The following is a 25,404-nucleotide window of genomic DNA, read 5'->3' as shown; positions in this document are numbered from 1 at the left end:
TCAGCGGTTGCGCGACCACCAGTCGAAGCGCAGGCAGAGCTTCCCGCCGAGCCAGTACTCGACCCAGTCACCGAGCTCGATCGGCGAGCAGTTCGGCGGCTGTACGGGTGTCGGCTTCGGCACCGGGGCCGGTTCCGTCGGCTTGGGTGCCGGCTCGGTGGGCTTGGGCGTCGGGTCGGTCGGCTTCGGCACGGGGGTCGGATCGGTGCGGCCGAAGAGCACGGACCGGTAGATCTCGGAGGCCCTCGGGTTGTCCTCGCACTGCCACACACCGTGCGGGCAGTAGTCGGTGAGTGTGTTGTAGAGCGGCTTGTGCTCGTCCAGCCATGCGAGCATGCGCTTCATGTACGTCGCGTTGTCGCCGTTGCGGAACAGCCCCCATTCCGGATAGGAAATCGGCTTTCCGTGCGACTTCGCGAAGTCGATGTGCGCCTGGAGTCCGTAGGGTTCGGACACCGCTTCGTCGAATGACTGTCCACGCGGCTGGTCGTACGAATCCATGCCGATGATGTCGACCGTGTCGTCACCCGGATAGCACTGGGTCCAGGGAATGGCGTCCCGGCCGCGGTTCGGTGTGAAGTCGAACCGGAATTTCTGTCCCGGCACCGCCCGCATGGCGGTGACGATCCTGTTCCAGTATTTCTTCCAGGCCTCCGGGTCCGGCCCGCAGCGATGGGTGTACGTGATGCCGTTCATTTCCCAGCCGAGCACGATGACGGTGTCGGGCACCTGGAGTTCGACGAGCCGCTCGGCGAGCTTGCGGAAGTGGTGGTCGAACTCTCCGGCCGCGCCGCGCCGCAGCAGGCTGCGGACCTCCCGGTCGGAGACGCCCTCCTCGTTGCGCTCCAGCATGGGGACGTTGAGGACGAAGAGCCGGTCGGTCTCCTGCCGCCGCCAGTCCGCCCAGACGTCGAGGAACCCGGGCAGGCCCTCGATGTTGCTCCAGCGGTCGCCCGGCAGATACGTGTGCGCGACGCGCAGCTCGGCCCCGCCCAGCCAGCGGCTGAGCTCGGCCATCCGGGCCACCCCGCGTGGCCCGTAGTCCAGGTAGGCGCCGAAGGCCGGCCTCTCGGGCTCCTTCGGCGGCGCGGGCTGCGGGGTCGTCTGTCCGGGAGCGGCGGGCACGGCCGACTGCCCCGGCAGCCGGGGCCGGTCCTGAGCCGGGTTCCGGACCGGGCTCTGGAGCTGGGGCCCCACCGGCGTCATCGGTGCCACGACACCGGTCGGCGGCGGGACCGGCGGGTCCTGTGCCCTCGCGCCCGCGGCGTACCCCGTCCCGGGCGCGAGGGCGGCCGAGGCGATGAGTCCGGCGGTGAGTGAGGCGGCGACGCATGCCAGCCGTCTGGTTCGGGTCCGTTGCAGTGGGGCCATGTCCGCTCCTCGCGCTTCATTTCCACCGTCCACTGACACTCAGTCACATAAATGTGAATTGCGCCAACCGAGGCCGAGCGCCGGAGAAATGCCCCATCACCCGCACGGGTGAGAAATCCGAAGAGACCTCAAGGAAATATGCCCATGCCGCCCTTCGACATCCGCGTTCCCGCCGTACTTCTGCGGATCGACCGGAATCCCTTTCACCACGGCACGCTCGGAGCCGTACGTTCGCTCGGCCGGGCCGGAATCGACGTGCACCTGGTCGCCGACTCCACCGGAAGTCCGGTGCGCGGATCCCGATTCGTGTGCCGGATGCATCCGCCGCCCGCCGCCGACGCCACGGCCGCCGACATCGCCCTGGTGTTGCGCCGAGTGGCCGCGCGGGTGGCCCGTCCCGCCGTACTGATCCCAATGGATGACGCGAGCGCCGTCGCGGTGGACCGGATGCGGGACCAACTCGCGCCCCGCTATCTGCTGCCCCCGGCTCCCCGAGGCCTCCCGGAGCGGGTCGCGGACAAGGCCGAACTGGCCGCCGTGTGCGCGTCCGCGGGCGTCCCGCACCCTCCGACGCTGGTGGTGGACGGTCCCGCGCAGGCGGCCGCGGCTGCCCGGCGGCTCGGGCTGCCGGTGGTGGCGAAGTGGAGCCGCCCCTGGCTGCTGCCCGCCGGTTCGGGCCTGCGCAGCACGGCGGTGCTGGGCTCCGCGCAGGAGGCACAGGCCCTGTGCCGGCGGGCCGAGGAGGCGGGCAGCAGGCTGCTGCTCCAGGCGTTCCTGCCGCCGGGGCCGGACCGGGACTGGTTCTTCCACGGGTACGTGGACCGGTCCGGGACGGTGTGCGGCGGCGGACCGGGCCGCAAGCAGCGTGCCTGGCCACGCGCCGCGGGCCTGACCGCGGTCGGCCACTGGACGCCGAACCCGGCCGTGCAGTCCCTGGCCGAACGGCTGACCTCGGCGCTCGGCTACCGCGGCATCTTCGACCTGGACTTCCGCCGCGACGGCTCGACCGGCGCGTACCACCTGCTCGACTTCAATCCGCGGCCCGGCGCGCAGTTCCGGCTGTTCGCCGACGGCGCGGGGCTCGACGTGGTGCGGGCCCTGCACCTGGACCTGACCCACCGTCCGCGGCCGGCACCCGTCCCGCTCCCGGGCCGGACCTTCGTGGTGGAGAACTACGCGCCGCTCACGGCCGCCTTTCGGGGCGGGGCCGAGCGGGCCTGGCACGCCCGGGACGACCTCGCGCCCGGCGCCGCCCTGTGGGCACTGTGGTCTCGCCACGCCGGCCGGCGCCTGCTGGAGCGCGTCCGACGGGCGGCCTCCGCACCGGCGTACGACACGCGTGTCGTACGGCAGACGACACGCCATGACACGAACCCCCTGTCCGACGACGAGAAAGCGAACAGCCGCTGATGTACGACCTGCTGGTGGTGGGGGCCGGCCCCTACGGCCTGTCCATCGCCTCCCACGCCGCCGCGGCCGGCCTGAGCCTGCGCGTGTTCGGCCGGCCCATGGCGTCCTGGCGGGACCACATGCCCCGCGGCATGTTCCTCAAGTCCGAGCCGTGGGCGTCCGACCTCTCGGACCCGGAGGGCCGTCTGCGCCTGGCCGCCTACTGCGCGGAACAGGGCACGCAGGCGCGGCACGGTGAGCCCATTCCGGTCGAGGTGTTCGCCTCGTACGGACTGTGGTTCGCGCAACACGCGGTCCCGGAGCTGGACGAGCGCACGATCACGCTCGTCCGTCCCTGCCTGGGCGGCTTCGAGGCGGTCACCGAGGACGGCGCGACCGTCCGCGCGAGGACGGTCGCACTGGCGGTCGGCGTCCTGCCCTTCACCGAAGTACCCGCCGCCTTCCGGGAGCTGGGACCCGAGTACGTCTCGCACAGCAGCGACCACGGTGATCTGGACCGCTTCCTCGGCAAGGACGTCACCGTCATCGGCGGCGGCCAGGCCGCCCTGGAGACGGCGGCCCTGCTCGCCGAACAGGGCACCCGCGTCCGGGTCGTGGCCCGGGCCCCCGGGCTCGCCTGGAACGACGTGCCGCCCCCCTGGGAGCGCCCCTGGTGGCAGTCGGCCCGCGCCCCGCACACCGGGCTGGGCTGCGGCTGGCGCAACTGGCTCTACGCGGAACGCCCCGGGGCCTTCCGCCGTCTCCCGGAACCAACCCGCGCCCGGATCGCCGCCACCGCCCTGGGCCCCGCGGGCGCCTGGTGGATCCGCGACCGGGTCGAGCAATCCGTCGACCTGCTGCTGGGCCACGAGGTCGCGGCGGCGTACGCGTCCCGGGGCGGCGTACGCCTCGAAATGCTGGGCAGGACGGGTGAGTTGACATCTCTCGACACCGAACACGTCATCGCCGCCACGGGGTTCAGGGCGACCCGGGAACGCCTGGGACTGCTGACGGAGGACGTACGCGAGGGTCTGGCCGCGTCACCCGACGGATCCCCTTATGTGGGGCGGGAGTTCGAGTCGTCCTGGCCGGGCCTCTTCATGGCGGGTCTGGTCACGGCAGCCGGCTTCGGCCCGGCCATGCGTTTCGTGCACGGCGCCTCGTTCACGGCCCGGACCCTCGTACGAGGAGTGCGGCGCCGGCTCCGTACGGGGCCTGCCCGGCTGCCCGTGCCCGGCGCGCGGGAGCGGCGCGGGGTGCTGGGGGCGGCGGGTCGCTGACGACGCGGGTGCCGGGCGCGTGGCGTCCGGCACCCGGCGCGTCACCACCGACGGGACGCGGCCCGGCCTCGTCGGTACAGGACCGCTCCGCCGAGCAGCAGGCCCGCACCGGCGGCCGAAGCCGCGAGCAGCCCGTCGCTGCCGGTGCTCGGCAGTTCCGGCCTGGTCCCCGGCCCCGGAGGAGTCGTAGACGGAGGCGTCGTCACGGGCGGACCCGTGACGGGCGGACCCGTGGTGGGCGGGACCGTCGTCGGGGGCACCGTGGCGGGGGGCACCGTCGGCGGTGTGGTGGTCGGCGGCTTCGTGGGCGGCGTGGTCGGGGGCTTGGTCGGCGGGGTGTCGTCGTCGCCGTAGCCCTTCGGCCCGCTGTCGTCGCCACCGCCGTAGCCGTTGCCGTTGTCGCCGTGGTGCCCGCACTTGTTGCCGAACGACGGGTTCAGCAGGGCGACCACGTCGACGGTGTTCCCGCACGCGTTCACCGGCACGTCCACCGGCGCCCCGGCGTTGTTGCCCGAGCCGACGCCGGGCGACCCGTGGGTGGCGCCGTGCGTGGAGGAGCCGCCACTGTGGCGCCCCGGCCCGCCGTGCCCGGGGCCGCCGTGGTGACCGGACCCCTGGTGACCGGATCCGTGGTGACCCGAGCCGCCACCGTGGTCCGAGCCGTATCCATGGTCCGAGCCGTACCCGTGACCCGAACCACCACCGTGGCCCGATCCGTACCCGTGGTCCGAACCACCACCGTGGCCCGATCCGTACTCGTGGTCCGAGCCGTGTGCGGCCGGGGCTCCGTGGCGGGGCGCGTCAGGCTTCCTGTGCTTGCCCGAGGGGGTGGCGCAGGAGTTGCCGAACGACGGGTTGAGGCCGGCTGCCACGTTCGCGGAGTTGCCGCACGCGTTCACCGGGACGCTCACCGGTGCCTGCACGTTGTTGCCGGACAGCACGCCGGGCGAGTCCGCTGCGACCCCGTTCGCGTTCGTGTCGGCGAACGCCTGGGAGCCGTACAGGGACAAGATGCTCGTCGCGGCAGCGGCCGCGACCATTCCCTTGCTCAGGGTCTGTCGCAATCTCGTTGTCTTCTCTGCTCGTAGAAGTGGGAAAGCCGGCCTTGGCACCGGAAGGCGGTCCAAGGCCGGCGTGACACAGCCGGTCGGCTGGTGCGTTACGACGTCAGTCGTTGACGCACTTGTTGCCGAACGCCGGGTTCAGCAGGCCGATCACGTTGATCGAGTTGCCGCACACGTTGACGGGAATGTGGACGGGAACCTGGACCACGTTGCCGGAGAGGACACCGGGCGAGCCCACGGCCGCACCATCGGCCTCGGCGTCGGCGAAGGCCGGGGCGGCCATGCCCATGGCCATGATCGCGCCGACGATGACGACGGCACTCTTCTTGTGCTTCACGTACTTCCCTTTCTCTGCGGTCATGCCCTGTGACGGTCGAAACCGGACGAGCCCACCCTGAACGGCTCGCACCATGACCTGCGGGCTGTAGAACGAGGAGAAGGCGGTCGAAGAAACTACAGAAAGTGCGGCTCTCCGGTAATTCACCCGAACGCCCGGCGCGCAATCGACGACCCGAGACCCCCACGGCGCGATATGGAAAGAAGAAGCAGCAGAGAAGCAAAGCAGAAAATATTGCCGAACAGCCCGGGTCACCCCGCCGCGCACGGCGGCGGGGTGACCCGGGCGGTCCTTGCGACGGTCGGTCAGCTGCCGCTGGCACCGTTGCCCGAGAGCACCGGGATGTTGTCCAGGATGTGCGAGAGGGGCTCGTCGCCCTTGGCCTGCGTGGAGTTCTCGGTGCACTGCTGGTTCTGCGGGGCCGACAGGATCGGCACGTCCTGCAGAACGGTGACCGGCACCAGGATGCCCACGAGAGAAGCGGCGTTGACCTTGACAGGCAGGCCGAGACAGAGCTTGTTGAGCGAGCCCTGCACGAGCTGGCCCTGGGGGCTCATGTCGCCGTGGGTCTTGGCATTGCCGTACACCTGCTCGGCGTGGTTGCCGTTGGCAGTGGTGACGCCCTCGTCGTTGCCGATGGCAAGCGCCTGGGGGGCTGCCGCCGCCGAGACACCGACGACAGAAGCGGCGACCGCCGCCGTGGCCATTGCCTTCTTGAGCATTTATCCGGTTCCTTTCCTGGCAGACACGCGTGTTCCTGCTCCCGCATCAACCACAGGCGCCACGATTGGTTTCGAGATGTCACCCGGTTGGCCCGTTCGACGATCCGCGATTAACGGAAATCCTCGCGCGCATGTGTCGTACAAACGGGATCCTCAAATGGGCCATCGGAGTGAATCGGAGCAACTATGCGGGCCGGGCGCAGTTGTCCAGGTCGCTCCGGTGGACGGGGTTACTCCAGAAGGGACCAGCAAGTGATCAAGAAGGTTATGGCTGCCGCGGCGGTCGCCGCTTCCGTCGCCGGTGTTTCGGCTGCCGCCGCGCCCCAGGCGCTGGCGATCGGCAACGACGGTGGCGTCACCACCGCCAATGGCAACCACGCCGCGCAGATCTACGGCAACCAGGCGACGTACGGCAACATGAGCCCGCAGATGGCGCTCATCCAGGGCTCGCTGAACAAGCCCTGCATCGGCCTGCCGGCCAAGGCCAACCTGGCCTCCCTCGTCGGCGTGGTGCCCGTCACGGTCGCCCAGGACGTGCCGATCCTGTCGGCCCCGCAGAACCAGCAGTGCACCGAGAACTCCACGCAGGCCAAGGGCGACGAGCCCCTGTCGCACATCCTCAGCAACATCCCGGTGCTCTCGGGCAACGGTGCCAGCGGCAGCTGATCCGCCGTACCACCCAGCGGGCCGCCGGCCTCCCCGGCGGCCCGCTGCCCCTGTCACGTCGACGGCGGCGCGTCAGCTCCGGTCCCGAGGAAAGCCTGTGGGCCAATCGGGGCAAAGCCCGCAACCGCACCGTCCACCGCTCTGTTGATGAATATGCGGCTCCGTTGGGGGCCACTCTCCGAAAGGGAACGAACATGAAGAAGCTGATGGCGACCGCGGCCATTGCCGCCTCTGTCGCCGGTCTGTCGGCCGCCGCCGCGCCCCAGGCGCTGGCCATCGGCAACGACGACGGCGTCACCACCGCCAACGGCAACGGCTCCGTTCAGAAGTACGGCAACCAGGCCACGCACGGCAAGATGAGCCCCCAGCTCTCGCTCGTGCAGGGCTCGCTGAACAAGCCGTGTGTCGGCCTGCCGGTCAAGGCCAACCTGGCCTCGCTCGTCGGCGTCGTGCCGGTCACCGTCCTGCAGGACGTGCCGATCCTGTCGGCCCCGCAGAACCAGCAGTGCACCGAGAACTCCACGCAGGCCAAGGGCGACGAGCCCCTGTCGCACATCCTCAGCAACATCCCGGTGCTCTCGGGCAACGGCGCCAGCAACAGCTGATCGTTCACCGTCTCCGCGGACAGCGGGTCACCCCTCGTGGGTGGCCCGCTGTTCCCGTGTCCGCGCCGAATCCGCGTACAGCGCCCGGATGTCCCGCTCGTACGCCGCCGTCACCGCGTGGCGCTTGACCTTCAGGGACGGGGTGAGCATGCCGTTGTCCTCGGTGAACTCACCTTCCACCAGGGCGAACTCGCGGATCGACTCGGCCCGGGAGACGGCCTGGTTCGCGTAGTCCACGACCTTCTGGACGTCGGCGCGCATCCGCGGGTCGTGGACGAGGTCGGACAGCGGGGTGTCGGCCGGCATCCCGCGGACGTACAGCCAGTGGGTGAGGTCCTCCCGGTCCAGGGTGATCAGGGCGGCGATGTAGGGGCGGTTGTCGCCGACGACGACGCACTGGCCGACCGGGGGCCTGCTGCGCAGGCGGTCCTCCAGGACGGACGGGGAAACGTTCTTGCCGCCCGAGGTGACGAGGATGTCCTTCTTCCGGCCGGTGATGGTGAGGTAGCCGTCCTCGTCGAGGGAGCCCAGGTCGCCGGTCGCGAACCACTCGTCGGTCAGGACGGCGTCCGTGGCGGCCGGGTCGTTCCAGTACGCGCCGAAGACGATGCCGCCCTTGATGAGCACCTCACCGTCGTCGGCGATACGGACGGCGGTACCGGGTACGGGGAGGCCGACCGTGCCGGGGCGGGGCCGCAGGGGCGGGACGATCGTCGCGGCCGCGGTGGTCTCGGTGAGGCCGTAGCCCTCGTAGACGATGATTCCGGCGGCGTAGAAGAAGAGGCTGAGGTCGCGGTCGAGCGGGGAGCCGCCGCTGATGGCGTAGCGGGTGCGGCCGCCGATCTCCTTGCGTATGCGGCGGTAGACCAGCAGGTCGTACAGGGCCCAGGCGGCGAGGAGACCGGGGCCGGGGCCCTTGCCGCGGTCCAGGAACCTGTCGAGGTGTCGCTCCGCGAAACGGACGCCGACGCGGTGGGCGCGGTCGAAGGAGGCGCCGCGGCCCATCCGCTCGGCGGTGGCGCGGCCCGTGCCGTGGATCTTCTCGAAGAGGTAGGGCACGCCGACCAGGAAGGTGGGCCGGAACTCCCTGAGCGCCGGGCGGAGTTCGTCGGGCTTGATGCTCGGGAAGTGGCCCAGTTCGATACGGGCCATCAGACAGGAGATCTGGAGGGTACGGCCCAGAATGTGGGCGAGGGGCAGGAAGAGGAGGGTCGAGGCGAGCTGGCCGGTGACCTCCTTGAAGATGGGGTGGAGGAGTTCGACGGTGTTCGCGGCCTCTGCGTGCAGGTTGGCGTGGGTGAGGACGCAGCCCTTGGGCTTGCCGGTGGTGCCGGAGGTGTAGCAGATCGTCGCGACGGTGTCGGGGGTCAGGGCGCCGCGGCGCTCGGTGACCTCCTCGTCGGCGATGTCGCGCCCCAGGGCGGTCAGTTCGGGGACGGCCCCGTCGTCGAACTGCCAGATGTGCGGGCGTTCGGAGTGACCGGCCGTGCCCGTCGTGACCGCCGCCGCGTTCTCCGCGGTCTCCACCACGACGAAGCGGGCGGCGGAGTCGCGGACGATCCACTCGATCTGGTCGGGCGAGGACGTGGGATAGACGGGGACGGACAGGCCGCCCGCGGCCCAGATCGCGAAGTCGAACAGCGTCCACTCGTAGCGGGTGCGGGACATGACCGCGACGCGGCCGCCCGGTTCGAGGCCCGCCGCGATCAGTCCCTTGGCGACAGCGGTGACTTCGTGGGCGAAGGCGGCGGCGGTCACCGGCCGCCAGGCGCCGCGCTCACGGCGGCGGACGACCACGGCGTCGGGGGCCTCGGCCGCGTTGGTGAAGGGCAGGTCGGCGGTGCTGCCCGTGGTGGGCCTCGGTGCGAGGGCGGGCATGCGTGCCTCGCGGACCACACCTCGGTCGTCCCTGGTGACCTCGGCCTGGGCGCGGTCGGCCAGGTCGGTGCGTTTCTTCGCCTGTTTGAGGTCCTTGCGCATGCCCATGAAGGCTCCCGGTGGCGGCTCGCGTTGAGGTGACGCGTACTTACTTCAGAGTCAACTTACTCATGCGTAGGGGAATTTCAACAGGCTCGGGGAATTTGGCCCCGCCGCCGTTCGGCCCACCCATGGCGTCAAGCTCGGCTTGACGTGGGCCGATGAACCGATCATGACGTCGACGCATTCGCCCGCGTGGTCCGCCCACCGCAAGGCCCGCCCGCCCTCGTCCTCCTCGGTGTCACCGCCGCCCGGTTCCGGTCCGGGTGGCCCGTGGCCGGGCCGGCTGCGGGTCGCGGTGTGGCTCGCGCCCGCGCTCGTGGTGGCGTACGCGGGGTACCGGCGGCGGTGGATGTCCGACGACGCCTACATCTACGTACGGACCGTGCGGCAGGTGCTGGCGGGGAACGGGCCCGTGTTCAACGCGGGTGAGCGGGTCGAGTCGTCGACCGGCACCCTGTGGCAGTGGCTGCTCGTCGGGGCCGGGGCGGCGGGGGTCGACCCCGTGTCGGCGGCGGTGTTCGGGGGGCTGCTGCTGACCGCCGCCGGGTTCGCGCTCGCGGGGATCGGCGCGCTGCGGACGTACGGCGGGCGCGCGGCCGTGCCGTTGGGGTCGCTGGTGCTGCTCGGGCTGCCTCCCGTGTGGGACTTCGCCACCTCTGGGCTGGAGACGGGGCTCGCCACCTGCTGGATCGCGGGGGCGTGGCTGGCGCTGACGGCACGGCCCGCCTCGCCCGCCACCTCGGTGCTCATCGGCCTCGGGCCTCTGGTGCGGCCCGATCTGGGGCTGGTGACGGTCGTGTTCCTGGGCGCACAGTGGCTGCTCGTGCGGCCGTCGTGGCGGGGCGCGCTCGCGGGAGCCGGGGCGGCCGGCGCGCTGCCGGTCGCGTACGAGGTCTTCCGGGCCGGGTACTACGGGCATCTGGTGCCACTGCCCGCCGTGACGAAGGAGGCCTCGCAGAGCCTGTGGGGGCGCGGCCTCGGGTATCTGGGGGACTTCGCGCATCCCTATCTGCTGTGGGTGCCCGCGCTGTTCGTGGCGGCGGCGGTGCTGCCCGTGCGGGGCGGGCGTCGCGGCCCCGGGACGGCGCGGGCCGTTCCCGCGCTCGCGCCCGTGGTCGCCGGGCTGCTGTGCTGGGTGTACGTCGTCAAGGTCGGCGGTGACTTCATGCACGGGCGCATGCTGCTGCCCGGGCTGCTGCTGATGCTGCTGCCGGTCTTCGCGGTCCCGGTGACGCGGGTGGGCACGTCCGCCGCGGTCGGGGTCGGCCTGTGGGCGGTGGTGTGCGCCGGCTGGCTGCGGATTCCGTACGCCGGGCTGATCGGGCCGGCGGGGATCGCGGACGAGCGCGGGGTGTACGTCCGCCACAACGCCGATCCCCATCCGGTGCACCACACCTTCGTCGGGGCTCCGCATCACCTGGAGTACACGCGGAAGGTGTGGGCGGCTCGGCGTTCCGGGGCGCCGGCGCTGTTGTTCGGGAAGGACGCACGGGTTGCCGGCAACGCGCGTGCGGTGACGGCGAGTTATGTGGTCCTCGGCCTCAACGGGTCGGTCGTGCCCCTGGAGGGGGCGGCGCTCGATCCGATCGGGCTCGCCTATCCCGTGGCCGCGCACTCCGAGCGGGTCCGGCAGGGGCGGGCCGGGCACGAGAAGCATCTGCCGGTCGCCTGGCTCGCCGCCGACCGGGGCGCGGCGGGCGCGGGGCCGGGGAATCTGCCCGGGTGGGTCGACCCCTTGCGGGTGGAGGCGGCTCGGCGAGCCCTGCGGTGTGGTGGGCTCGCCGAGCTGAACTCGTCGGTGCGGGGGCGGCTTACGCCTGGGCGGTTTCTGCGGAACGTCGCCGGGGCGTGGGAGCGGACGGCGTTCCGTTTTCCGAACGACCCGGTGCGGGCGGAGCGGGAACTGTGCGGGTGAGTGGGGGTTGGTCGCGCCGTTCCCCGCGCCCCTATCAGGTGCGTTCCGAGCGCGGTGGCTGGGGGGCCGGGGTCAGTTGGTGACGGTTGTTGCCTGGTTGATGGATTCGGCCAGTTGGCGGGTCGTCCTGGATTCTGTGGTGGCGGCCAGCCTGTCCGCGCGTCGGGCCAGGTCGCGTAGGGGCGGTGTGCCGGGCAGGGCGTTCGGCCGGCCGTCGACGGAGCGCAGCACGTCGGCGAAGTACGCGGCGACGACCGTGGCCTGGAGCCCGCTCCGCGCGGTCCCCGTGCTCCACAGGGGCCGGTCGAGGGACTCGGCCTCGACCTGGCCCGTCTCCTCGTGCGGGACACGGGTCCTCGGGTCGAGCCACCGTACGGTCGCCGTGGCGACATGCCCCGTCGCGCCGGGCTTGGTGCGCACCGCGTACAGAGCCGTCACGGTGTGGCCGGGGCCCACCTCGCCGCCGTCCACGCGGTCGTCGCGGAAGTCCTCGTCGGCGACCTGCCGGTTGTCGTAACCGAGGAGCCGGAACTGCTCGACGGTCCGCGGGTCGAAGGCGACCTGCGCCTTGGCGTCCCGGGCCGTGAGGTCGATGTTCCGGGGGAGCTCGTCGCAGAAGACCGTACGGGCCTCCTCGGTGCTCGACACGTACGTGGTGTGACCGTCGCCCTTGTCGGCGAGGCGCTCCATGAGGGCGTCGCCGTAGTCGCTGCCCACGCCGACTCCGAAGAGGGTGATGCCGTGCTTGCGGCGGGCGTCCGCGATGCGGTCGAGGATGGCGTCGGCGTCCGTCTCGCCGTCGTTGGCGAGGGCGTCGGAGAGCAGGACGACCCGGTTGGTGGCGCCCTCGCGCAGGCCGTCGACCGCCGTGCGGTAGCCGGTGCTCACGCCCGCGCCGAGGTTCGTCGACAGGGTGGGCTCCAGGGTGTCGATCGCGTCGTGGACGCGGTCGCGGCGGTCGCCCAGGCGGGTCATCGGCAGGATGGTCTCCGCCTCGTCGCTGAAGGTGACGAGCGCGACCGCGTCGTCGTCGCGCAGCCGGTCCGTCATCACGCCCAGGGAGTCCTTGACCAGGTCGAGCCGACCCGGTTCGGCCATGGAACCCGAGACGTCGATGACGAAGGTGAGGGCGGCGGGCGGACGTTCGCCGCTGTCCCGGGGCTCGCGGGTGGCCAGGCCGACCCTGACGAGCCGCCAGTCCTGGCTGTTCTCACCGAAGGTGTCGTACGCGTCGTCGTTGTACGGGTCGTCGTTGTACGGGTCGTCTTCGTACGGGTCGTCTTCGTACGCGTTGCCTTCGTACGGGTCGTACGTGTCTTCCCTGGGTTTCGGGTTGTCCGGGTCGTACACGGGGTTCCGGGTGGTGTTCGGGCGGGCGCCGTCCATCGTGACCGTGAAGCCGTTGCCCTCGGGGCGCTCGTAGTTCTGGCGGAGGCCGTTGATGAACTCCTCGGGGCGGATCGTCGACGGGGCGGGCCGCCGGCCGTCCTCCAGGGTGCGGCGCGCGTAGCCGTACGAGGCTGTGTCGACGTCCAGGGCGAAGGTGGAGAGGTAGTCGGCCGGGGGCGCGCTCTCGCGGAGCTCGCCCTTCTCGCCCTCGTCGCCGCCCGCGGTCGGCAGGGCGGGGGCGGGGGCCGGGAAGCCGTCCTTCTCACGTGCCTCGGTGCCTCCGTGATCCTGCGAGCTGTCGCTGTTCCCGCCGCTGCACGCGGTGAGCAGGAGTCCGGCGGTGACGGTCACGGCTACGAGCGCGCCGCGTGCGCGCCGCCGCCGTCCCCGGGTGTGCGGCCGCTGTGCCTGGTGCCGTTCGGTGCGCCTCATGTGCGTCCCCTCGGTGCCCTCTGTGAGCCGTCGTATGTGACTGTGACGGCGGAGGCGGCCGGAAGGAGCGGTCCAAGGTGTTGCGGATGAATCTCGATGCGGCCACGGTGGGCTGCCCTCGAGACCGGTGGGTGATCCTCCGGAGACCTGAGGGTGTCCGGAGGATCCACACCGGTGGTGCCGGGCCTGCCCGGGACGGGGTCTAGGACACGATGTCCTTGCGGGCGAAACCGCGGAAGGCCAGGGCGAACAGCACCACCGCGTACGTCAGGGAGACCGCCGTGCCCTGGATCATCCCGCCCCACTCGGGGCGGGGCTGAACGGCGTCGGCCCAGGCGAACTGCCAGTGCGCGGGCAGGAAGTGGCGCCAGTCGCCGAGGGCGGTGACCGCGTCCAGCACGTTCCCCACGATGGTCAGGCCGACCGCGCCTCCCACCGCGCCCAGCGGTGCGTCGGTCTTCGTCGACAGCCAGAACGCGAGTCCCGCGGTGACCAGTTGGGACGCGAAGATGAACGCGATCACGACCACCAGACGCTGCGCCGCGGTGCCCGCGGACAGGGCGCCGCCGGTGGGGATCTCCAGCGGGCCCCAGCCGTACGCGACCGAGCCCACCACCAGCGCGACGACCGGCAGCAGCACCATCGCGGCGAGGCTGAGGCCGAGCGCGACCACGAGCTTCGACCACAGGAGACGGGCCCTCGGCACCGGGGCGGCGAGGAGGTAGCGCAGGGACGACCAGCTCGCCTCCGAGGCGATGGTGTCGCCGCAGAACAGCGCCACGGGGATGACCAGCAGGAAGCCCGCGGAGACGAAGAGGTTCGTCGCGGCGAAGTTGGCTCCCGACGCCGTGGCCGTGTCCATGAGGGTGACCCGGCCCTCGCGCCCGTCCGGCTGGCCGCCGATGGCGAACGCCACGGCCAGGACAAAGGGCAGGGCGGCGAGGACCGCCCCCATGACCAGCGTCCGGCGCCGCTTCAACTGGCGCATCAGCTCGACCCGCAGCGGCAGTGTCCGCCCGGCCCGGTAGCCGTCCGCCACTTCGGCACGCTCGACAAGTGTGCTCACGCGGAGCCTCCGATCAGGGTCAGGAACGCGTCCTCCAGGCGGCGGTGGGGACCGAGGGAGGCCACCGGCACTTCGAGCCGGACCAGCTCGACGAGCAGCCGGGCGGCTGCCGCGGAGCCGTCGGTGACCGCTGCGGAGTCCGCCTCGTCCACCGGGCCGGACACGGGCACGGGCGCGGTCGCCGTGAGCACACCGACGGCGGCCCGTCCGCCGGAGCCGGAGCCGTCCAAGCCGTCGCCCGCACCCGCCTCGGCGCGCGTGCCCTCGGCGGCAGTGGCGGCGGGGCTGTCGGAGCCGGCCGGCGCGGCATCCCGCGCCGTCAGCCGTATCAGCAGTCCGTCGTCCGTCCGCACCGCCGACTCGACGCCGGGCAGTGCCGCCACCTTCTCCACCAGCGGGTCCGCGATATCGGCCGCGAGGCCCACGAGGAGGGTGTCGCCGGAGCCCACGATCTCGCTGACCGGGCCCGCCTGGACCAGCCGGCCCCGGTCCATGACGACCAGATGCGTACAGGTCTGCTCGACCTCGGCGAGGAGGTGGCTGGACACGATGACCGTGCGGCCCGCCTCCGCGTAACGGATCATGACCTCGCGCATCTCACGGATCTGTGGCGGGTCGAGGCCGTTCGTCGGCTCGTCGAGGATCAGCAGGTCCGGGAGGCCGAGCATGGCCTGGGCAATGGCGAGGCGCTGCCGCATGCCCTGGGAGTACGTGCGGACCGCGCGGGACAGTGCGTCACCGAGGCCCGCGATCTCCAGCGCCTCGTCCAGGTGGGCGTCCTCGGACGGACGCCCGGTGGCCTGCCAGTACAGCTCCAGGTTCTCGCGGCCGGAGAGGTGCGGGAGGAAGCCCGCGCCCTCCACGAACGCGCCGACCCGGGACAGGACGGGTGCGCCCGGCCTGATCGCGTGCCCGAAGACGCGGATCTCGCCGGCGTCGGGCTTGATGAGGCCCATGAGCATGCGCAGCGTGGTGGTCTTGCCCGCGCCGTTCGGTCCGAGCAGGCCGAGCACCTGGCCCTTCTCCACCCGGAACGACAGGTCCCGTACCGCGTACCGGTCCGCCGACTTCGCGTACCGCTTGCTCAGGTCCGTGATCTGGAGGGGGACTTCGGCGAGCGCCGGGTCGGGCGGGGCCGCGGTGGTCCGGCGGCGGCCCGTCACCAGCAGGGCCAGGGCGAGCAGCGCGCCGGAGAGCGGCAGCCACCACACCCAGGCGGGCAGGGACGCGGCCGCGGTCGTCACACCGGGCGCGGTCGGCACGGCGAGGTCGCTCTTCAGGGAGACCGTGTACTCGGCCGGTGCCGTCGGAGACGCGTAGCCGAGGTCGGTCGAGGCGAGGACCAGACGCAGCCTGTGGCCCTCCTGCACCTCGTGGTCGATGGCGGGCAGGGTGAGCCGGACGTCCTTGCCGCTCTCGCCGGTCGCGATCCGGACCGGGGTGACCAGCTGGGACGGCAGGACCTGCTGCCTGCCGCCGGGACCGACGTCGTACACCTTGGCGAAGAGCACAGCTTCGCCGGTCGTCGACTTCACGTTCACCGTGACGGTGGGCGAGCCGGTGATCCGCAGGTCCCCGGTCACGGCCTTCGACTCGAACCGCGCGAACTGCCCGGGGAAGTCGAGCGACACGCCGACGCCGAGCGAGGACAGCTGGGAGAGGCCGCCGGAACCGCCGAGCCCGGGGAGGGCCGAGACGCCGGGCGGGCTGGCGCCCGCGGGGTTGGAGAACTCCTGCTCACGCCCGCTCAGCGCCACCCGCCGGTCGCCGCTCGACAGTCCGGGGTAGGTGTCCCCGCTCGCGCCCCGCAACTGGGCGGCGCCGTCGGTCGAGTCGATGCCTCCGGTGCGCGTGACCCGGAACGCGGGTCCCGTGTCGGCGTTCTTGTCGTCCTTCAGGTAGCGGTCGAACCAGGAGGCCACGCGCGCCTGTACGCGGTCCGTCTCCCTGTCGCCGCCGTCGTGCCCGCCGGCGATCCAGTCGACGTCCACCGGGGCGCCGTTGGCCCTGACGGCCTTGGCGATCGCGTCGGCCTGGCCGAGCGGGAAGAGGGAGTCGGTCTGGCCCTGCATGATGAGCGTGGGCACCTTGATGCGGTCGCCGACGGCGGAGGGGCTGCGCTCCTCCAGCAGCTTCACGGCCTCGGCATCCGGCTTACCGGACTCGGCGACCCGCTCGTACATCTCGCACAGCTGCTTCTCGAACGTGTCGCAGCCACCGCCGGAGTTGATGAACATCCCGGCCCACAGCTTCTTGAAGACGCCGTTCGGGAACAGCGCGTCCGCGAGGTTCCAGTACGTGATCGACGGGGCGACGGCGTCCACCCGCTGGTCGTGACCGGCCGCGAGCAGCGAGACCGCGCCGCCGTACGAGGCACCGGTGACGCCGACCCGGGGGTCTCCGCTCTTGTCGAGCTCGACCTCGGGGCGCTCGGCGAGCCAGTCGATCAGGCGGGAGACGTCGGCGACCTCGCCCTTCGGGTCGTTCAGCCCGATCTTGCCCGTGGACCTGCCGAAGCTGCGCGACGACCAGGTCAGCACCGCGTACCCGTCGCGGGCGAGGTCCTCCGCCTGGGCCCGTACGTCCTTCTTGCTGCCGCCGAAGCCGTGCGTCAGCAGGACGGCCGGCCGGCGCCCCGAAGAGCCGGCGGTGAAGTACGACGTGTCGATTCTCACCCCGTCGGCCGTGGGGAGAACCCGGTCGGTGCGGTGCACCGCGGGTGCCTCGTCGGAGGCGGCCGCGGTCCACGTCCCGGCGCCGGCGAGCACCACGACGACGGCCGCGGCGGCGATCCACCGTCGCGGCCCCTGTCGTAGTGCGGGCATTCGAAGATCCATGCCCCCAACGGTACGGGCCGCCACGGACAACCGGTGCAGCCGTCCGGCGGATCCCGGGGGCATCCCAGAGGACTACGGGTACCCTGCCGCGTACCGCGGGCGCGGTACGCGGCAGGGGAGTTCGGCAGCTCCACCGGTGCCCAGTGCGGGCCGGTCGCGGCTCGTCCCTCGATTCCCCGCGCGCCTGCCGGGGCGCGGACGTCGAAAAGAGCGCCGGGCCGCCCGGGATCCGGACGGCCCGACGCCACGCGCGAGGGTGCTCAGTGGTTGCGCGGGAACCCGAGGTCCACGCCCGCCGGGGCGTCGGCGGGGTCCGGCCAGCGGGTCGTGACGACCTTGCCGCGGGTGTAGAAGTGCGTGCCGTCGTTGCCGTAGATGTGGTGGTCCCCGAAGAGGGAGTCCTTCCAGCCACCGAAGGAGTGGTAGCCCACCGGGACCGGGATCGGCACGTTCACGCCGACCATGCCCGCCTCGATCTCCAGCTGGAAGCGGCGGGCGGCGCCGCCGTCCCGGGTGAAGATCGCGGTGCCGTTGCCGAAGGGCGAGGCGTTGATGAGGGCCACCCCCTCGTCGTAGGTGTCGACGCGCAGCACGCACAGCACCGGGCCGAAGATCTCGTCCTTGTACGCGTCCGAGTCCGTCGGTACCCGGTCGAGCAGCGAGAGCCCGATCCAGTGGCCGTCCTCGAAGCCCTCGACCGTGTGACCGGTGCCGTCGAGGACGACCTCGGAGCCCTGGGCGGCCGCGCCCGTCACGTACGAGGCGACCTTGTCGCGGTGGGCCGCGGTGATCAGCGGGCCCATCTCGGACGCCGGGTCGTTGCCGGGACCGATCTTGATCTTCTCGGCGCGCTCGCGGATCTTCTCGACCAGCTCGTCGCCGATCGCACCGACGGCGACGACGGCCGAGATGGCCATGCAGCGCTCGCCGGCCGAGCCGTAGGCCGCGGAGACGGCCGCGTCCGCCGCCGCGTCCAGGTCGGCGTCCGGGAGGACCAGCATGTGGTTCTTGGCGCCGCCGAGGGCCTGCACGCGCTTGCCGTGGGCGGAGGCGGTCGTGTGGATGTGGCGGGCGATCGGGGTCGAGCCGACGAAGGACACCGCCTTGACGTCCGGGTGCTCCAGGAGGCGGTCGACGGCCACCTTGTCGCCGTTGACGACGTTGAGGACGCCGTCCGGCAGGCCCGCCTCCGCGAGCAGCTCGGCGAGCCTGAGGGCGGCCGACGGGTCCTTCTCGCTCGGCTTGAGGACGAAGGTGTTGCCGCACGCGACGGCCAGCGGGAACATCCACATCGGCACCATGGCCGGGAAGTTGAACGGCGTGATGCCGGCGACGACACCGAGGGGCTGGCGGATCGAGGCCACGTCGACCCGGGAGGCCACCTCGGTCGACAGCTCGCCCTTCAGCTGCACGGTGATCCCGCACGCCAGGTCGACGATCTCCAGGCCGCGCGCGACCTCGCCGAGCGCGTCCGAGTGGACCTTGCCGTGCTCGGCGGTGATCAGCTCGGCGATCTCGTCGCGGTGGGCGTCGAGCAGCGCGCGGAACTTGAAGAGAATCGTGGACCGCTTGGCGAGCGAGGAGGTGCCCCAGGTCGCGTAGGCGTCCTTCGCCGCGGCGACCGCGGCGTCGACCTCCTCGGCGCTCGCCAGGGCGACCTTCGTGGTCACGGCGCCGGTCGCGGGGTCGGTGACCGGCCCGTACGAACCCGACGCGCCTTCGACGGTCTTGCCGCCGATCCAGTGGTTGACGATCTTCGTCATGACCAAGAACTCCTTCACAGATGGCGGCGTCGGGTGGAGACGTGCCGTTCGTACAGCTCACGTGCCTTGACCGCCGACGACCGGGTCGCGGTCTCGGCCACAGGAACATCCCACCAGGCCTGGGCCGGGGGCGCGCCCGACACTCTGTCTGCCGTTTCGGTCTCCACGTAGACACATGTGGGAGTGTCGGCGGCCCGTGCCTCGGCGAGGGCGGCCCGCAGGTCGCGGACGGTCTTCGCGCGCAGCACCCGCATGCCGAGGCTGGCGGCGTTGGCGGCCAGGTCGACGGGCAGCGGCCGCCCCGTGTACGTGCCGTCCTCGGAGCGGTGGCGGTAGGCGGTGGCGAACCGCTCGCCGCCGACCGTCTCGGAGAGGCCGCCGATGGACGCGTACCCGTGGTTCTGCAGGATCACGACCTTGATCGCGATGCCCTCCTGCACGGCGGTGACGATCTCCGTCGGCATCATCAGGTACGTGCCGTCGCCGACCAGCGCCCACACCGGACGGTCGGGCGCGGCGAGCCGTACGCCGATCGCGGCCGGGATCTCGTAACCCATGCAGGAGTAGCCGTACTCGACGTGGTACTGGTCCCGGGACCGGGTGCGCCAGAGTTTGTGCAGGTCGCCGGGGAGGGAGCCGGCGGCGTTGATGAGGATGTCGTCCCCGGTGACGATCTCGTCGAGCAGGCCGAGGACCTGGGGCTGGGTGGGCCGTATGTCCAGGTCCTCCGCCTCGTACGTGGCGTCGACGCGGTACTCCCAGCGTTCCTTGTCGTCGGTGTACTCGGTGACGTACGCGGGTTCGGCGCGGTGGCCGCGCGGCGCGAGTGCCTCCGTGAGGGCCTCCAGGGCCGTGCGGGCGTCCGCGACCAGCGGCTGCCCGGAGAGCTTGTGGCCGTCGAAGGACGCGATGTTGATGTTCAGGAAGCGGACGCCCTGGGCGGCGAAGAGGGTGCCGGAAGCGGTGGTGAAGTCGGTGTAGCGGGTGCCGACGCCGATCACCAGGTCGGCGGTGCGGGCCAGTTCGCAGGCGGTCGCCGTGCCGGTGTGCCCGATGCCGCCGACGTCCGCCGGGTGGTCCCAGTTCAGCGACCCCTTGCCGGCCTGCGTCGAGGCGACCGGGATGCGGGTGAGGTCGGCGAACTTCCTGAGCGCGTCCTCGGCCTCGCTGTGGTGGACGCCGCCGCCCGCGACGACCAGGGGGCGCCGGGCCTCGCGTACGGCCCGTACGGCGGCGGCCAGTTCCGCCGGGTCGGCGACCGGGCGGCGTACGGCCCAGACGCGCTCGGCGAAGAACTCCTCGGGCCAGTCGAAGGCCTCCGTCTGCACGTCCTGCGGCAGCGCGAGGGTGACGGCGCCCGTCTCGACCGGGTCGGTCAGCACACGCATCGCCTGGAGGGCGGCCGGGATCAGCGCCTCGGGGCGGGTGATCCGGTCGAAGTACCTCGACACCGGGCGCAGACAGTCGTTGACCGACACGTCGCCCGCGTACGGGACTTCGAGCTGCTGGAGGACCGGGTCGGCGGGGCGGGTCGCGAAGACGTCGCCGGGCAGGAGGAGCACCGGCAGGCGGTTGACGGTGGCGAGGGCGGCTCCGGTGACCAGGTTGGTGGCGCCGGGTCCGATGGAGGTCGTGACGGCCTGGACGGAGAGGCGGTTGCACTGGCGTGCGTAGCCGACCGCCGCGTGCACCATGGACTGCTCGTTGCGGCCCTGGAGGTACGGCATGCCCGAGGTCCCGGAAGGCGCTCCCCCGGGAGGTGTTCCCCCGGAGCCGGAGGACACCGTGCCGTACTCGAGGAGTGCCTGGCCGATCCCGGCGACGTTGCCGTGCCCGAAAATGCCCCAGGTGGCGTCGACCAGGCGGCGCCTGACGCCGTCGCGTTCCGAGTACTGGGCGGTGAGGAACCTCACCAGTGCCTGCGCGACCGTCAGCCTTGTCGTCGTTGACGTCGGCTCTGTCATCGGTAGCCCTCTGCGCTCTCTACGTGTCCGGGGTGGAAGCAGATCCGCCACGTCATACGTCTACGCGGGCCCGAATGTCTCTACGGCCCGCCCGCCGATCGGCCGGGCCGCCCTGCCGCGGCCGGCCCCGACCGTGCCCGGGGGTGCGGCCCCGGGCGGGTGCGGTGCGCCGGGCGGCCTCGGACACCCGGTGTGGGGAACCTCCGGCGCGGAGCCGTAGCGGGCGGGGAGTCGTCGCTCGCACTTCGCTCCTGCCAGGGCGAAGCGGCTTTCCGCGCCGGAGGCGATCTGTGCCCGGGCGTCGCGGGGGGTGTGCGCGAAGTCGGTGACTTCGGCGAACACGCGCTCCCTGCCCAGGAGTTCAAACACTTTGCCCTCTTTGTTCCCCGCCGCGCGCACCGTACAACCGCTTTCGGGCGGTGGCACGGTCCGCTCGCCGCCGCCCGTCTCCGGCTCAACGACCCGGAGGCCGCCTCGGGTCCGCCCACGGCGGGCGCACGGCACGGGCCGCGGGGCGGCGGTGCCTTCGGGGACGTACGGCTCGTGGGTCATGGCGGCGGCCTCACAGAAGTCCGACGGCGGTGTCGACCGCCGCGCCGACGTCTCCGTCGGCCGGGTAGAGCAGTGAGCGTCCCACCACCAGGCCCTGCACGGTGGGCAGTTGGAGTGCGCCGCGCCATTTCTCGTACGCGCCGTCCTGGTCGTCGCCGACGTCACCGCCGAGCAGGACGGCCGGGAGCGTGGAGGCCTCCATGACCCGGGCCATGTCGTCGGGGTTCTCGGTGACGGGGACCTTCAGCCAGGTGTAGGCCGAACTGCCGCCCAGGCCGCTCGCCACAGCGATCGACCTGGTGACGGCGTCGGCGCCCAGGTCGTTGCGGAGGGTTCCGGTGGCGGGGTCGCGGCGGCTGAGGAACGGCTCGACGAACACGGGGAGGCGGCGCTCGGCCATGTCGTCCACGGCACGGGCCGTCGACTCCAGGGTGGTGAGCGAGCCCGGGTCGTCGTAGTCGATGCGCAGGAGCAGCTTGCCCGCGTCGAAGCGCAGCCGCTGGATGTCGCGCGGGCGGTGCCCGGTGAACCGGTCGTCCGTCTCCCACACCGCGCCCGCGAGTCCGCCCCTGTTCATGGAGCCCATGACCACCTTGTGGTCCAGCGCGCCGAGGAGCAGCAGGTCGTCGAGGATGTCGGCGGTCGCGAGGACCCCGTCGACCCCCGGGCGGGAGAGCGCCAGGCAGAGGCGTTCGAGCAGGTCGATCCGGTTGGCCATCGCTATCCGGCGGCCGCCGACGGAGAGGGACCCGCGGGCGGGGTGGTCGGCGGCGACGATCATCAGCCGGCCGGACTCGCCGAGCAGTGGCCGCCGGGGTCGCCGGGCGGCAGCCTCCTCGACGGCCTCGGGGTGCCGGGCCCGGACGCGGACGAGTTCCGAGAGGTCGATGCGGGTCGGTGCGGCGTCCCCTTCGATGCGCGCGCCCCCGGTGTCGTCCTCGCGCCACGGCGATCCCGCGTGCCCGGCCCTCACAGCAGCGCACCCGCCTCTGCCGACACCAGGGCCTGTTCGACCTCGGCGAGGGTCGGCATGGCGGAGGAACACTCCAGGCGGGAGGCGACGAGGGCGCCGGCGGCGTTGGCGTGGCGCATGACGCGCTCCAGGTCCCAGCCGGCGAGGAGGCCGTGGCAGAGGGACCCGCCGAAGGCGTCACCGGCGCCGAGGCCGTTGAGGACCGTGACCGGGAGCGGGGGGACCTCCGCGAAGTCGCCGTCGCGGTGCACGGCCAGGACGCCCTTGGGGCCCTGCTTGACCACGGCCAGCTCCACGCCCGCGTCAAGAAGGGCGCGGGCGGCCGCGTGCGGCTCCCGCAGGCCCGTGGCGACCTCCACCTCGTCGAGGTTGCCGACGGCGATCGTGGTGTGGCGCAGGGCCTCTGCGTAGAAGGGCCGGGCGGCCTCCGGTTCGCTCCAGAACATGGGCCGCCAGTCCAGGTCGAGGACCGTCGCGCCGGACTTGGCGCGGTGGGCCAGTGCCGCGAGCGTCGCCGTACGGCTGGGCTCCTCGCTCAGGCCCGTCCCGGTGACCCAGAACATCCTGGCCGCGCGGATGGCGTCCAGGTCCAGTTCGTGCGCGTCGATCTCCAGGTCGGGGGCCTTCGGCCGCCGGTAGAAGTACAGCGGGAAGTCGTCCGGCGGGAACACCTCGCAGAAGGTGACCGGCGTCTGCAGCCCGGGGACGGGTGTCACCCAGCGGTCGTCGACCCCGAAGTCCCGCAGCGCCTCATGGAGGTACGTCCCGAAGGGGTCGTCGCCGGTCCGTGTCACCAGAGCCGTGCGCCGCCCGAGCCGCGCCGCCGCGACCGCCACGTTGGCGGCCGAGCCGCCGAGGAACTTCCCGAAGGACGTCACCTGCGGGAGCGGGACACCGGTCTGCAGCGGGTAGAGGTCCACGCCGATGCGCCCCATGGCGACGAGATCGTACGCACCGGGCACCGCTGACTCGGCCATCGAGCTCCCTTCGAAATCGGTTGCCCCCAGGTCTAGCGGCGCGCACAGAGCCCTGTCAATTGGTTGTCCGGACATTCGGACCAGCTCTTGACACCTCTCCCCGGACGCCCCGAAGCTGACGCCCATGACGTCGTTGCCTCCTCAGTCACCGCCACCGTCCTCCCTGTCGCGCATCCGGATCGGTTCGGCGCCCGACTCCTGGGGCGTGTGGTTCCCCGACGACCCGCAGCAGGTCCCGTGGCAGCGCTTCCTCGACGAGGTCGCCGAGTCCGGGTACGAGTGGATCGAGCTGGGCCCCTACGGCTACCTGCCGAGCGAGCCGGCCGTCCTCGCGGACGAGACCGCCCGCCGGAACCTGCGGGTCTCGGCCGGCACGGTCTTCACCGGCCTGCACCACGGCCCGGACGTGTGGGACGCCACCTGGGCCCACGTCTCGGACATCGCCGCGCTCACCCAGGCGATGGGCGCCGAGCACCTCGTCGTGATCCCGTCGTTCTGGCGTGACGACAAGACGGGCCAGGTGCTGGAGCCCGACACGCTCACCGCCGAGCAGTGGCGCCACCTCACCGGCCAGACCGAGCGGCTCGGACGCGAGGTGCGCGAGCGCTACGGGCTGAAGATCGTCATTCACCCGCACGCCGACACGCACATCGACAGCGAGGAGAACGTGACGCGTTTCCTCGACGGCACCGACTCGTCCCTGGTCTCCCTCTGCCTCGACACGGGCCACTACGCCTACTGCGGCGGCGACAGCGTCAAGCTCATCGAGACGTACGGGGAGCGCATCGGATACCTGCACCTCAAGCAGGTGGACCCCGAGATCCTCGCCGACGTCCGGGCCAACGCGGTCCCGTTCGGCCCGGCCGTGGCGCGCGGCGTGATGTGCGAACCGCCGTCCGGCGTACCGGCGCTGGAGCCCGTGCTGGCCGCCGCGCAGAAGCTGGACGTGGAGCTGTTCGCCATCGTCGAGCAGGACATGTACCCGTGCCCGCCGGACAAGCCGCTGCCGATCGCACAGCGCACGCGGGCGTTCCTCAGGTCCTGCGGAGCGTAGCGCTCCGCAGGTTCGCCGGGGGGCCCGGTTGTTCCCTGGCTGGCGTTCTCGGCTGCGGGTGCGTGGGGGCCGGTCGCGCAGTTCCCCGCGCCCCTACAGGGGCGCAATGCGTCACCCGTGTCACAAAAGACCTCTTCCTGTCACACATGTCGCGTGTACGCGGGTCTTGCGTCACACCCGGGCGACAGCGTCACCGGGCGGTCACGCTGTGTCGTTCACCGGACGCAGGCTTTGTGATCGCCAGCGCAGCGCCCGGCTCCCCCGACGGCCGTCCCTCGGCCGCCGCCGCGGCGCGCGCAGGGAGGTGCTACGGATGACCGACCGAAGGCTCTGGTCGTACAAGGAGATCGCGGCGCACATCAAGGTGCAGCCGGACACGGTGAGGTCCTACCGCAAACACGGGCTGCTGCCGCCGCCCGACCACGTCGAGAGCGGCAAGCCCTACTGGTACGCCGACACCGTCCGCGCCTGGGTCGCCTCCCGGCCCGGCAACAGAGGCCGTCGGGACGGCTGAGGGCACCGCCGTTCCGTGAGTGGGCCCCGCGCGACCACCGTGCGGGGCCCACCGCCGTGTCCGCCCCGGTCCGATATTCGATTGCCCCGCGTCGGCGGACCTCCGAGGATGCCCGGACGGAGCCCCGCCCGACACCTCCCGCCCCTGCCGCCGGCTTCTCCGCCAAACCGGTGCTCACCGGGAGAAGGCGGTCCTGCGGCCGTTCACCACCGACGGCATACCGGTGATGGCCGCGATCCTGGAGGACCCGGAGGTCCTGCGGCTCACCGGCAGCCCCGCCGACGCGTTCGCCGCGGACCGGCTGCACGCCTGGTACGCCACCCGCGGCGACCAGAGCGACCGGCTGGACCTCGGCATAGCGGACCGGGCGAGCGGCGCCCTCGTGGGCGAGGCCGTCCTGTCCGAGTGGGACCCGCACAACCACAGCTGTACGTTTTGCATTCCGATCGGCCCCGGCGGCCGGGACCGGGGCCTCGGCACCGAGGCGACCCGGCTGATCGTCGGGCACGCCTTCGAAGGGCTGGGACTGCACCGCGTCGCGCTGTACGTGTTCG

19 protein-coding genes and 2 pseudogenes are annotated in these 25,404 nt (G+C 72.1%); 8 read left to right on the top strand and 13 right to left on the bottom strand.

The features are described from left to right. Complete coding sequence (locus O1Q96_RS07340; RefSeq protein WP_269247379.1) at positions 1 to 1,371, bottom strand: glycoside hydrolase family 26 protein; 1,371 nt, start codon at positions 1,369 to 1,371, stop codon at positions 1 to 3. Between the two features lie 144 nt (positions 1,372 to 1,515). Between O1Q96_RS07340 and O1Q96_RS07335 the strand changes: the two genes are divergently transcribed. Then, complete coding sequence (locus O1Q96_RS07335; RefSeq protein WP_269247378.1) at positions 1,516 to 2,781, top strand: carboxylate--amine ligase; 1,266 nt, start codon at positions 1,516 to 1,518, stop codon at positions 2,779 to 2,781. Beyond that, positions 2,781 to 4,040, top strand: coding sequence for an FAD-dependent oxidoreductase (locus O1Q96_RS07330; RefSeq protein ID WP_269247377.1), 1,260 nt, complete (start codon positions 2,781 to 2,783; stop codon positions 4,038 to 4,040). The genes O1Q96_RS07335 and O1Q96_RS07330 overlap by 1 nt, the downstream gene beginning before the upstream one ends. Positions 4,041 to 4,081: 41 nt before the next feature. On the opposite strand, the gene O1Q96_RS07325 is transcribed toward O1Q96_RS07330, so the two are convergent. The 3 genes from O1Q96_RS07325 to O1Q96_RS07315 all read right to left on the bottom strand — a co-directional run bounded on the left by O1Q96_RS07325 (position 4,082) and on the right by O1Q96_RS07315 (position 6,163). After that, the gene (locus tag O1Q96_RS07325) at positions 4,082 to 5,104 is read right to left on the bottom strand and encodes a chaplin (RefSeq protein ID WP_269247376.1); all 1,023 of its coding nucleotides are present in this window, start codon (positions 5,102 to 5,104) and stop codon (positions 4,082 to 4,084) included. 103 nt (positions 5,105 to 5,207) lie between these two features. Continuing rightward, positions 5,208 to 5,465, bottom strand: a complete 258-nt coding sequence (locus tag O1Q96_RS07320; protein WP_419586475.1) for a chaplin — start codon at positions 5,463 to 5,465, stop codon at positions 5,208 to 5,210. A gap of 281 nt (positions 5,466 to 5,746) precedes the next feature. Beyond that, positions 5,747 to 6,163: a rodlin gene (locus O1Q96_RS07315; RefSeq protein ID WP_269247375.1), complete on the bottom strand. Its 417-nt coding sequence runs from the start codon at positions 6,161 to 6,163 to the stop codon at positions 5,747 to 5,749. Between the two features lie 252 nt (positions 6,164 to 6,415). Here O1Q96_RS07315 and O1Q96_RS07310 point away from each other — a divergent pair, with 252 nt between their 5' ends. Continuing rightward, positions 6,416 to 6,829, top strand: a complete 414-nt coding sequence (locus O1Q96_RS07310; RefSeq protein WP_269247374.1) for a rodlin — start codon at positions 6,416 to 6,418, stop codon at positions 6,827 to 6,829. 194 nt (positions 6,830 to 7,023) lie between these two features. Beyond that, positions 7,024 to 7,434, top strand: a complete 411-nt coding sequence (locus O1Q96_RS07305; RefSeq protein ID WP_269247373.1) for a rodlin — start codon at positions 7,024 to 7,026, stop codon at positions 7,432 to 7,434. Positions 7,435 to 7,461: 27 nt separating this feature from the next. Here the strand turns inward: O1Q96_RS07305 and O1Q96_RS07300 are convergent, their stop codons facing one another. After that, positions 7,462 to 9,420: an AMP-dependent synthetase/ligase gene (locus O1Q96_RS07300; protein ID WP_269247372.1), complete on the bottom strand. Its 1,959-nt coding sequence runs from the start codon at positions 9,418 to 9,420 to the stop codon at positions 7,462 to 7,464. 163 nt (positions 9,421 to 9,583) lie between these two features. On the opposite strand from O1Q96_RS07300, the gene O1Q96_RS07295 reads away from it, so the two are divergent. Then, the gene (locus tag O1Q96_RS07295; RefSeq protein ID WP_269247371.1) at positions 9,584 to 11,329 is read left to right on the top strand and encodes an arabinofuranosyltransferase AftB family protein; all 1,746 of its coding nucleotides are present in this window, start codon (positions 9,584 to 9,586) and stop codon (positions 11,327 to 11,329) included. A gap of 72 nt (positions 11,330 to 11,401) precedes the next feature. Here O1Q96_RS07295 and O1Q96_RS07290 read toward each other — a convergent pair whose 3' ends face one another. From O1Q96_RS07290 to iolC, 8 genes and pseudogenes are all read right to left on the bottom strand, one after another. Continuing rightward, the gene (locus O1Q96_RS07290; RefSeq protein WP_269247370.1) at positions 11,402 to 13,150 is read right to left on the bottom strand and encodes a VWA domain-containing protein; all 1,749 of its coding nucleotides are present in this window, start codon (positions 13,148 to 13,150) and stop codon (positions 11,402 to 11,404) included. A gap of 202 nt (positions 13,151 to 13,352) precedes the next feature. Next, positions 13,353 to 14,216, bottom strand: a complete 864-nt coding sequence (locus O1Q96_RS07285) for an ABC transporter permease (protein ID WP_217456895.1) — start codon at positions 14,214 to 14,216, stop codon at positions 13,353 to 13,355. Then, complete coding sequence (locus O1Q96_RS07280) at positions 14,213 to 17,053, bottom strand: alpha/beta fold hydrolase (protein ID WP_269247369.1); 2,841 nt, start codon at positions 17,051 to 17,053, stop codon at positions 14,213 to 14,215. Before O1Q96_RS07280 ends, O1Q96_RS07285 begins: the two co-directional genes overlap by 4 nt. A 260-nt stretch (positions 17,054 to 17,313) precedes the next feature. Next, a complete protein-coding gene (mmsA, locus tag O1Q96_RS07275) occupies positions 17,314 to 18,816 on the bottom strand; it encodes a CoA-acylating methylmalonate-semialdehyde dehydrogenase (RefSeq protein WP_269247368.1) in 1,503 nt (500 codons plus the stop codon). 14 nt (positions 18,817 to 18,830) lie between these two features. Further along, entirely contained in the window at positions 18,831 to 20,780 is a 1,950-nt protein-coding gene (iolD, locus tag O1Q96_RS07270; RefSeq protein ID WP_269247367.1) for a 3D-(3,5/4)-trihydroxycyclohexane-1,2-dione acylhydrolase (decyclizing), read from the bottom strand. 195 nt (positions 20,781 to 20,975) lie between these two features. Further along, a pseudogene (locus tag O1Q96_RS07265) lies at positions 20,976 to 21,332 on the bottom strand (5-deoxy-glucuronate isomerase); the annotation flags it as partial. Positions 21,333 to 21,342: 10 nt separating this feature from the next. Beyond that, complete coding sequence (locus O1Q96_RS07260) at positions 21,343 to 22,221, bottom strand: Cgl0159 family (beta/alpha)8-fold protein (RefSeq protein ID WP_419587041.1); 879 nt, start codon at positions 22,219 to 22,221, stop codon at positions 21,343 to 21,345. An 80-nt stretch (positions 22,222 to 22,301) separates the two neighbouring features. Next, positions 22,302 to 23,282, bottom strand: a complete 981-nt coding sequence (iolC, locus tag O1Q96_RS07255) for a 5-dehydro-2-deoxygluconokinase (protein ID WP_269247366.1) — start codon at positions 23,280 to 23,282, stop codon at positions 22,302 to 22,304. 124 nt (positions 23,283 to 23,406) lie between these two features. Here iolC and O1Q96_RS07250 point away from each other — a divergent pair, with 124 nt between their 5' ends. From O1Q96_RS07250 to O1Q96_RS44195, 3 genes and pseudogenes are all read left to right on the top strand, one after another. After that, positions 23,407 to 24,336: a sugar phosphate isomerase/epimerase family protein gene (locus O1Q96_RS07250; RefSeq protein WP_269247365.1), complete on the top strand. Its 930-nt coding sequence runs from the start codon at positions 23,407 to 23,409 to the stop codon at positions 24,334 to 24,336. 313 nt (positions 24,337 to 24,649) lie between these two features. Then, positions 24,650 to 24,850, top strand: coding sequence for a helix-turn-helix transcriptional regulator (locus tag O1Q96_RS07245; RefSeq protein ID WP_055615575.1), 201 nt, complete (start codon positions 24,650 to 24,652; stop codon positions 24,848 to 24,850). A 226-nt stretch (positions 24,851 to 25,076) separates the two neighbouring features. After that, a pseudogene (locus O1Q96_RS44195) lies at positions 25,077 to 25,391 on the top strand (GNAT family N-acetyltransferase); the annotation flags it as partial. Positions 25,392 to 25,404 lie beyond the last annotated feature (13 nt).

Origin of the sequence: Streptomyces aurantiacus (genome assembly GCF_027107535.1) — a bacterium.
Classification (GTDB): domain Bacteria; phylum Actinomycetota; class Actinomycetes; order Streptomycetales; family Streptomycetaceae; genus Streptomyces.
This window is presented reverse-complemented; position numbering and strand designations above follow the sequence as displayed.

Coding starts and splice junctions, on each gene's coding strand:
- O1Q96_RS07340 (WP_269247379.1), bottom strand. CDS start 1,371: ATGGCCCCACTGCAACGGACCCGAACCAGACGGCTGGCATGCGTCGCC.
- O1Q96_RS07335 (WP_269247378.1), top strand. CDS start 1,516: ATGCCGCCCTTCGACATCCGCGTTCCCGCCGTACTTCTGCGGATCGAC.
- O1Q96_RS07330 (WP_269247377.1), top strand. CDS start 2,781: ATGTACGACCTGCTGGTGGTGGGGGCCGGCCCCTACGGCCTGTCCATC.
- O1Q96_RS07320 (WP_419586475.1), bottom strand. CDS start 5,465: ATGACCGCAGAGAAAGGGAAGTACGTGAAGCACAAGAAGAGTGCCGTC.
- O1Q96_RS07315 (WP_269247375.1), bottom strand. CDS start 6,163: ATGCTCAAGAAGGCAATGGCCACGGCGGCGGTCGCCGCTTCTGTCGTC.
- O1Q96_RS07305 (WP_269247373.1), top strand. CDS start 7,024: ATGAAGAAGCTGATGGCGACCGCGGCCATTGCCGCCTCTGTCGCCGGT.
- O1Q96_RS07300 (WP_269247372.1), bottom strand. CDS start 9,420: ATGGGCATGCGCAAGGACCTCAAACAGGCGAAGAAACGCACCGACCTG.
- O1Q96_RS07295 (WP_269247371.1), top strand. CDS start 9,584: ATGACGTCGACGCATTCGCCCGCGTGGTCCGCCCACCGCAAGGCCCGC.
- O1Q96_RS07290 (WP_269247370.1), bottom strand. CDS start 13,150: ATGAGGCGCACCGAACGGCACCAGGCACAGCGGCCGCACACCCGGGGA.
- O1Q96_RS07280 (WP_269247369.1), bottom strand. CDS start 17,053: ATGGATCTTCGAATGCCCGCACTACGACAGGGGCCGCGACGGTGGATC.
- mmsA (WP_269247368.1), bottom strand. CDS start 18,816: ATGACGAAGATCGTCAACCACTGGATCGGCGGCAAGACCGTCGAAGGC.
- iolD (WP_269247367.1), bottom strand. CDS start 20,780: ATGACAGAGCCGACGTCAACGACGACAAGGCTGACGGTCGCGCAGGCA.
- iolC (WP_269247366.1), bottom strand. CDS start 23,282: ATGGCCGAGTCAGCGGTGCCCGGTGCGTACGATCTCGTCGCCATGGGG.
- O1Q96_RS07250 (WP_269247365.1), top strand. CDS start 23,407: ATGACGTCGTTGCCTCCTCAGTCACCGCCACCGTCCTCCCTGTCGCGC.
- O1Q96_RS07245 (WP_055615575.1), top strand. CDS start 24,650: ATGACCGACCGAAGGCTCTGGTCGTACAAGGAGATCGCGGCGCACATC.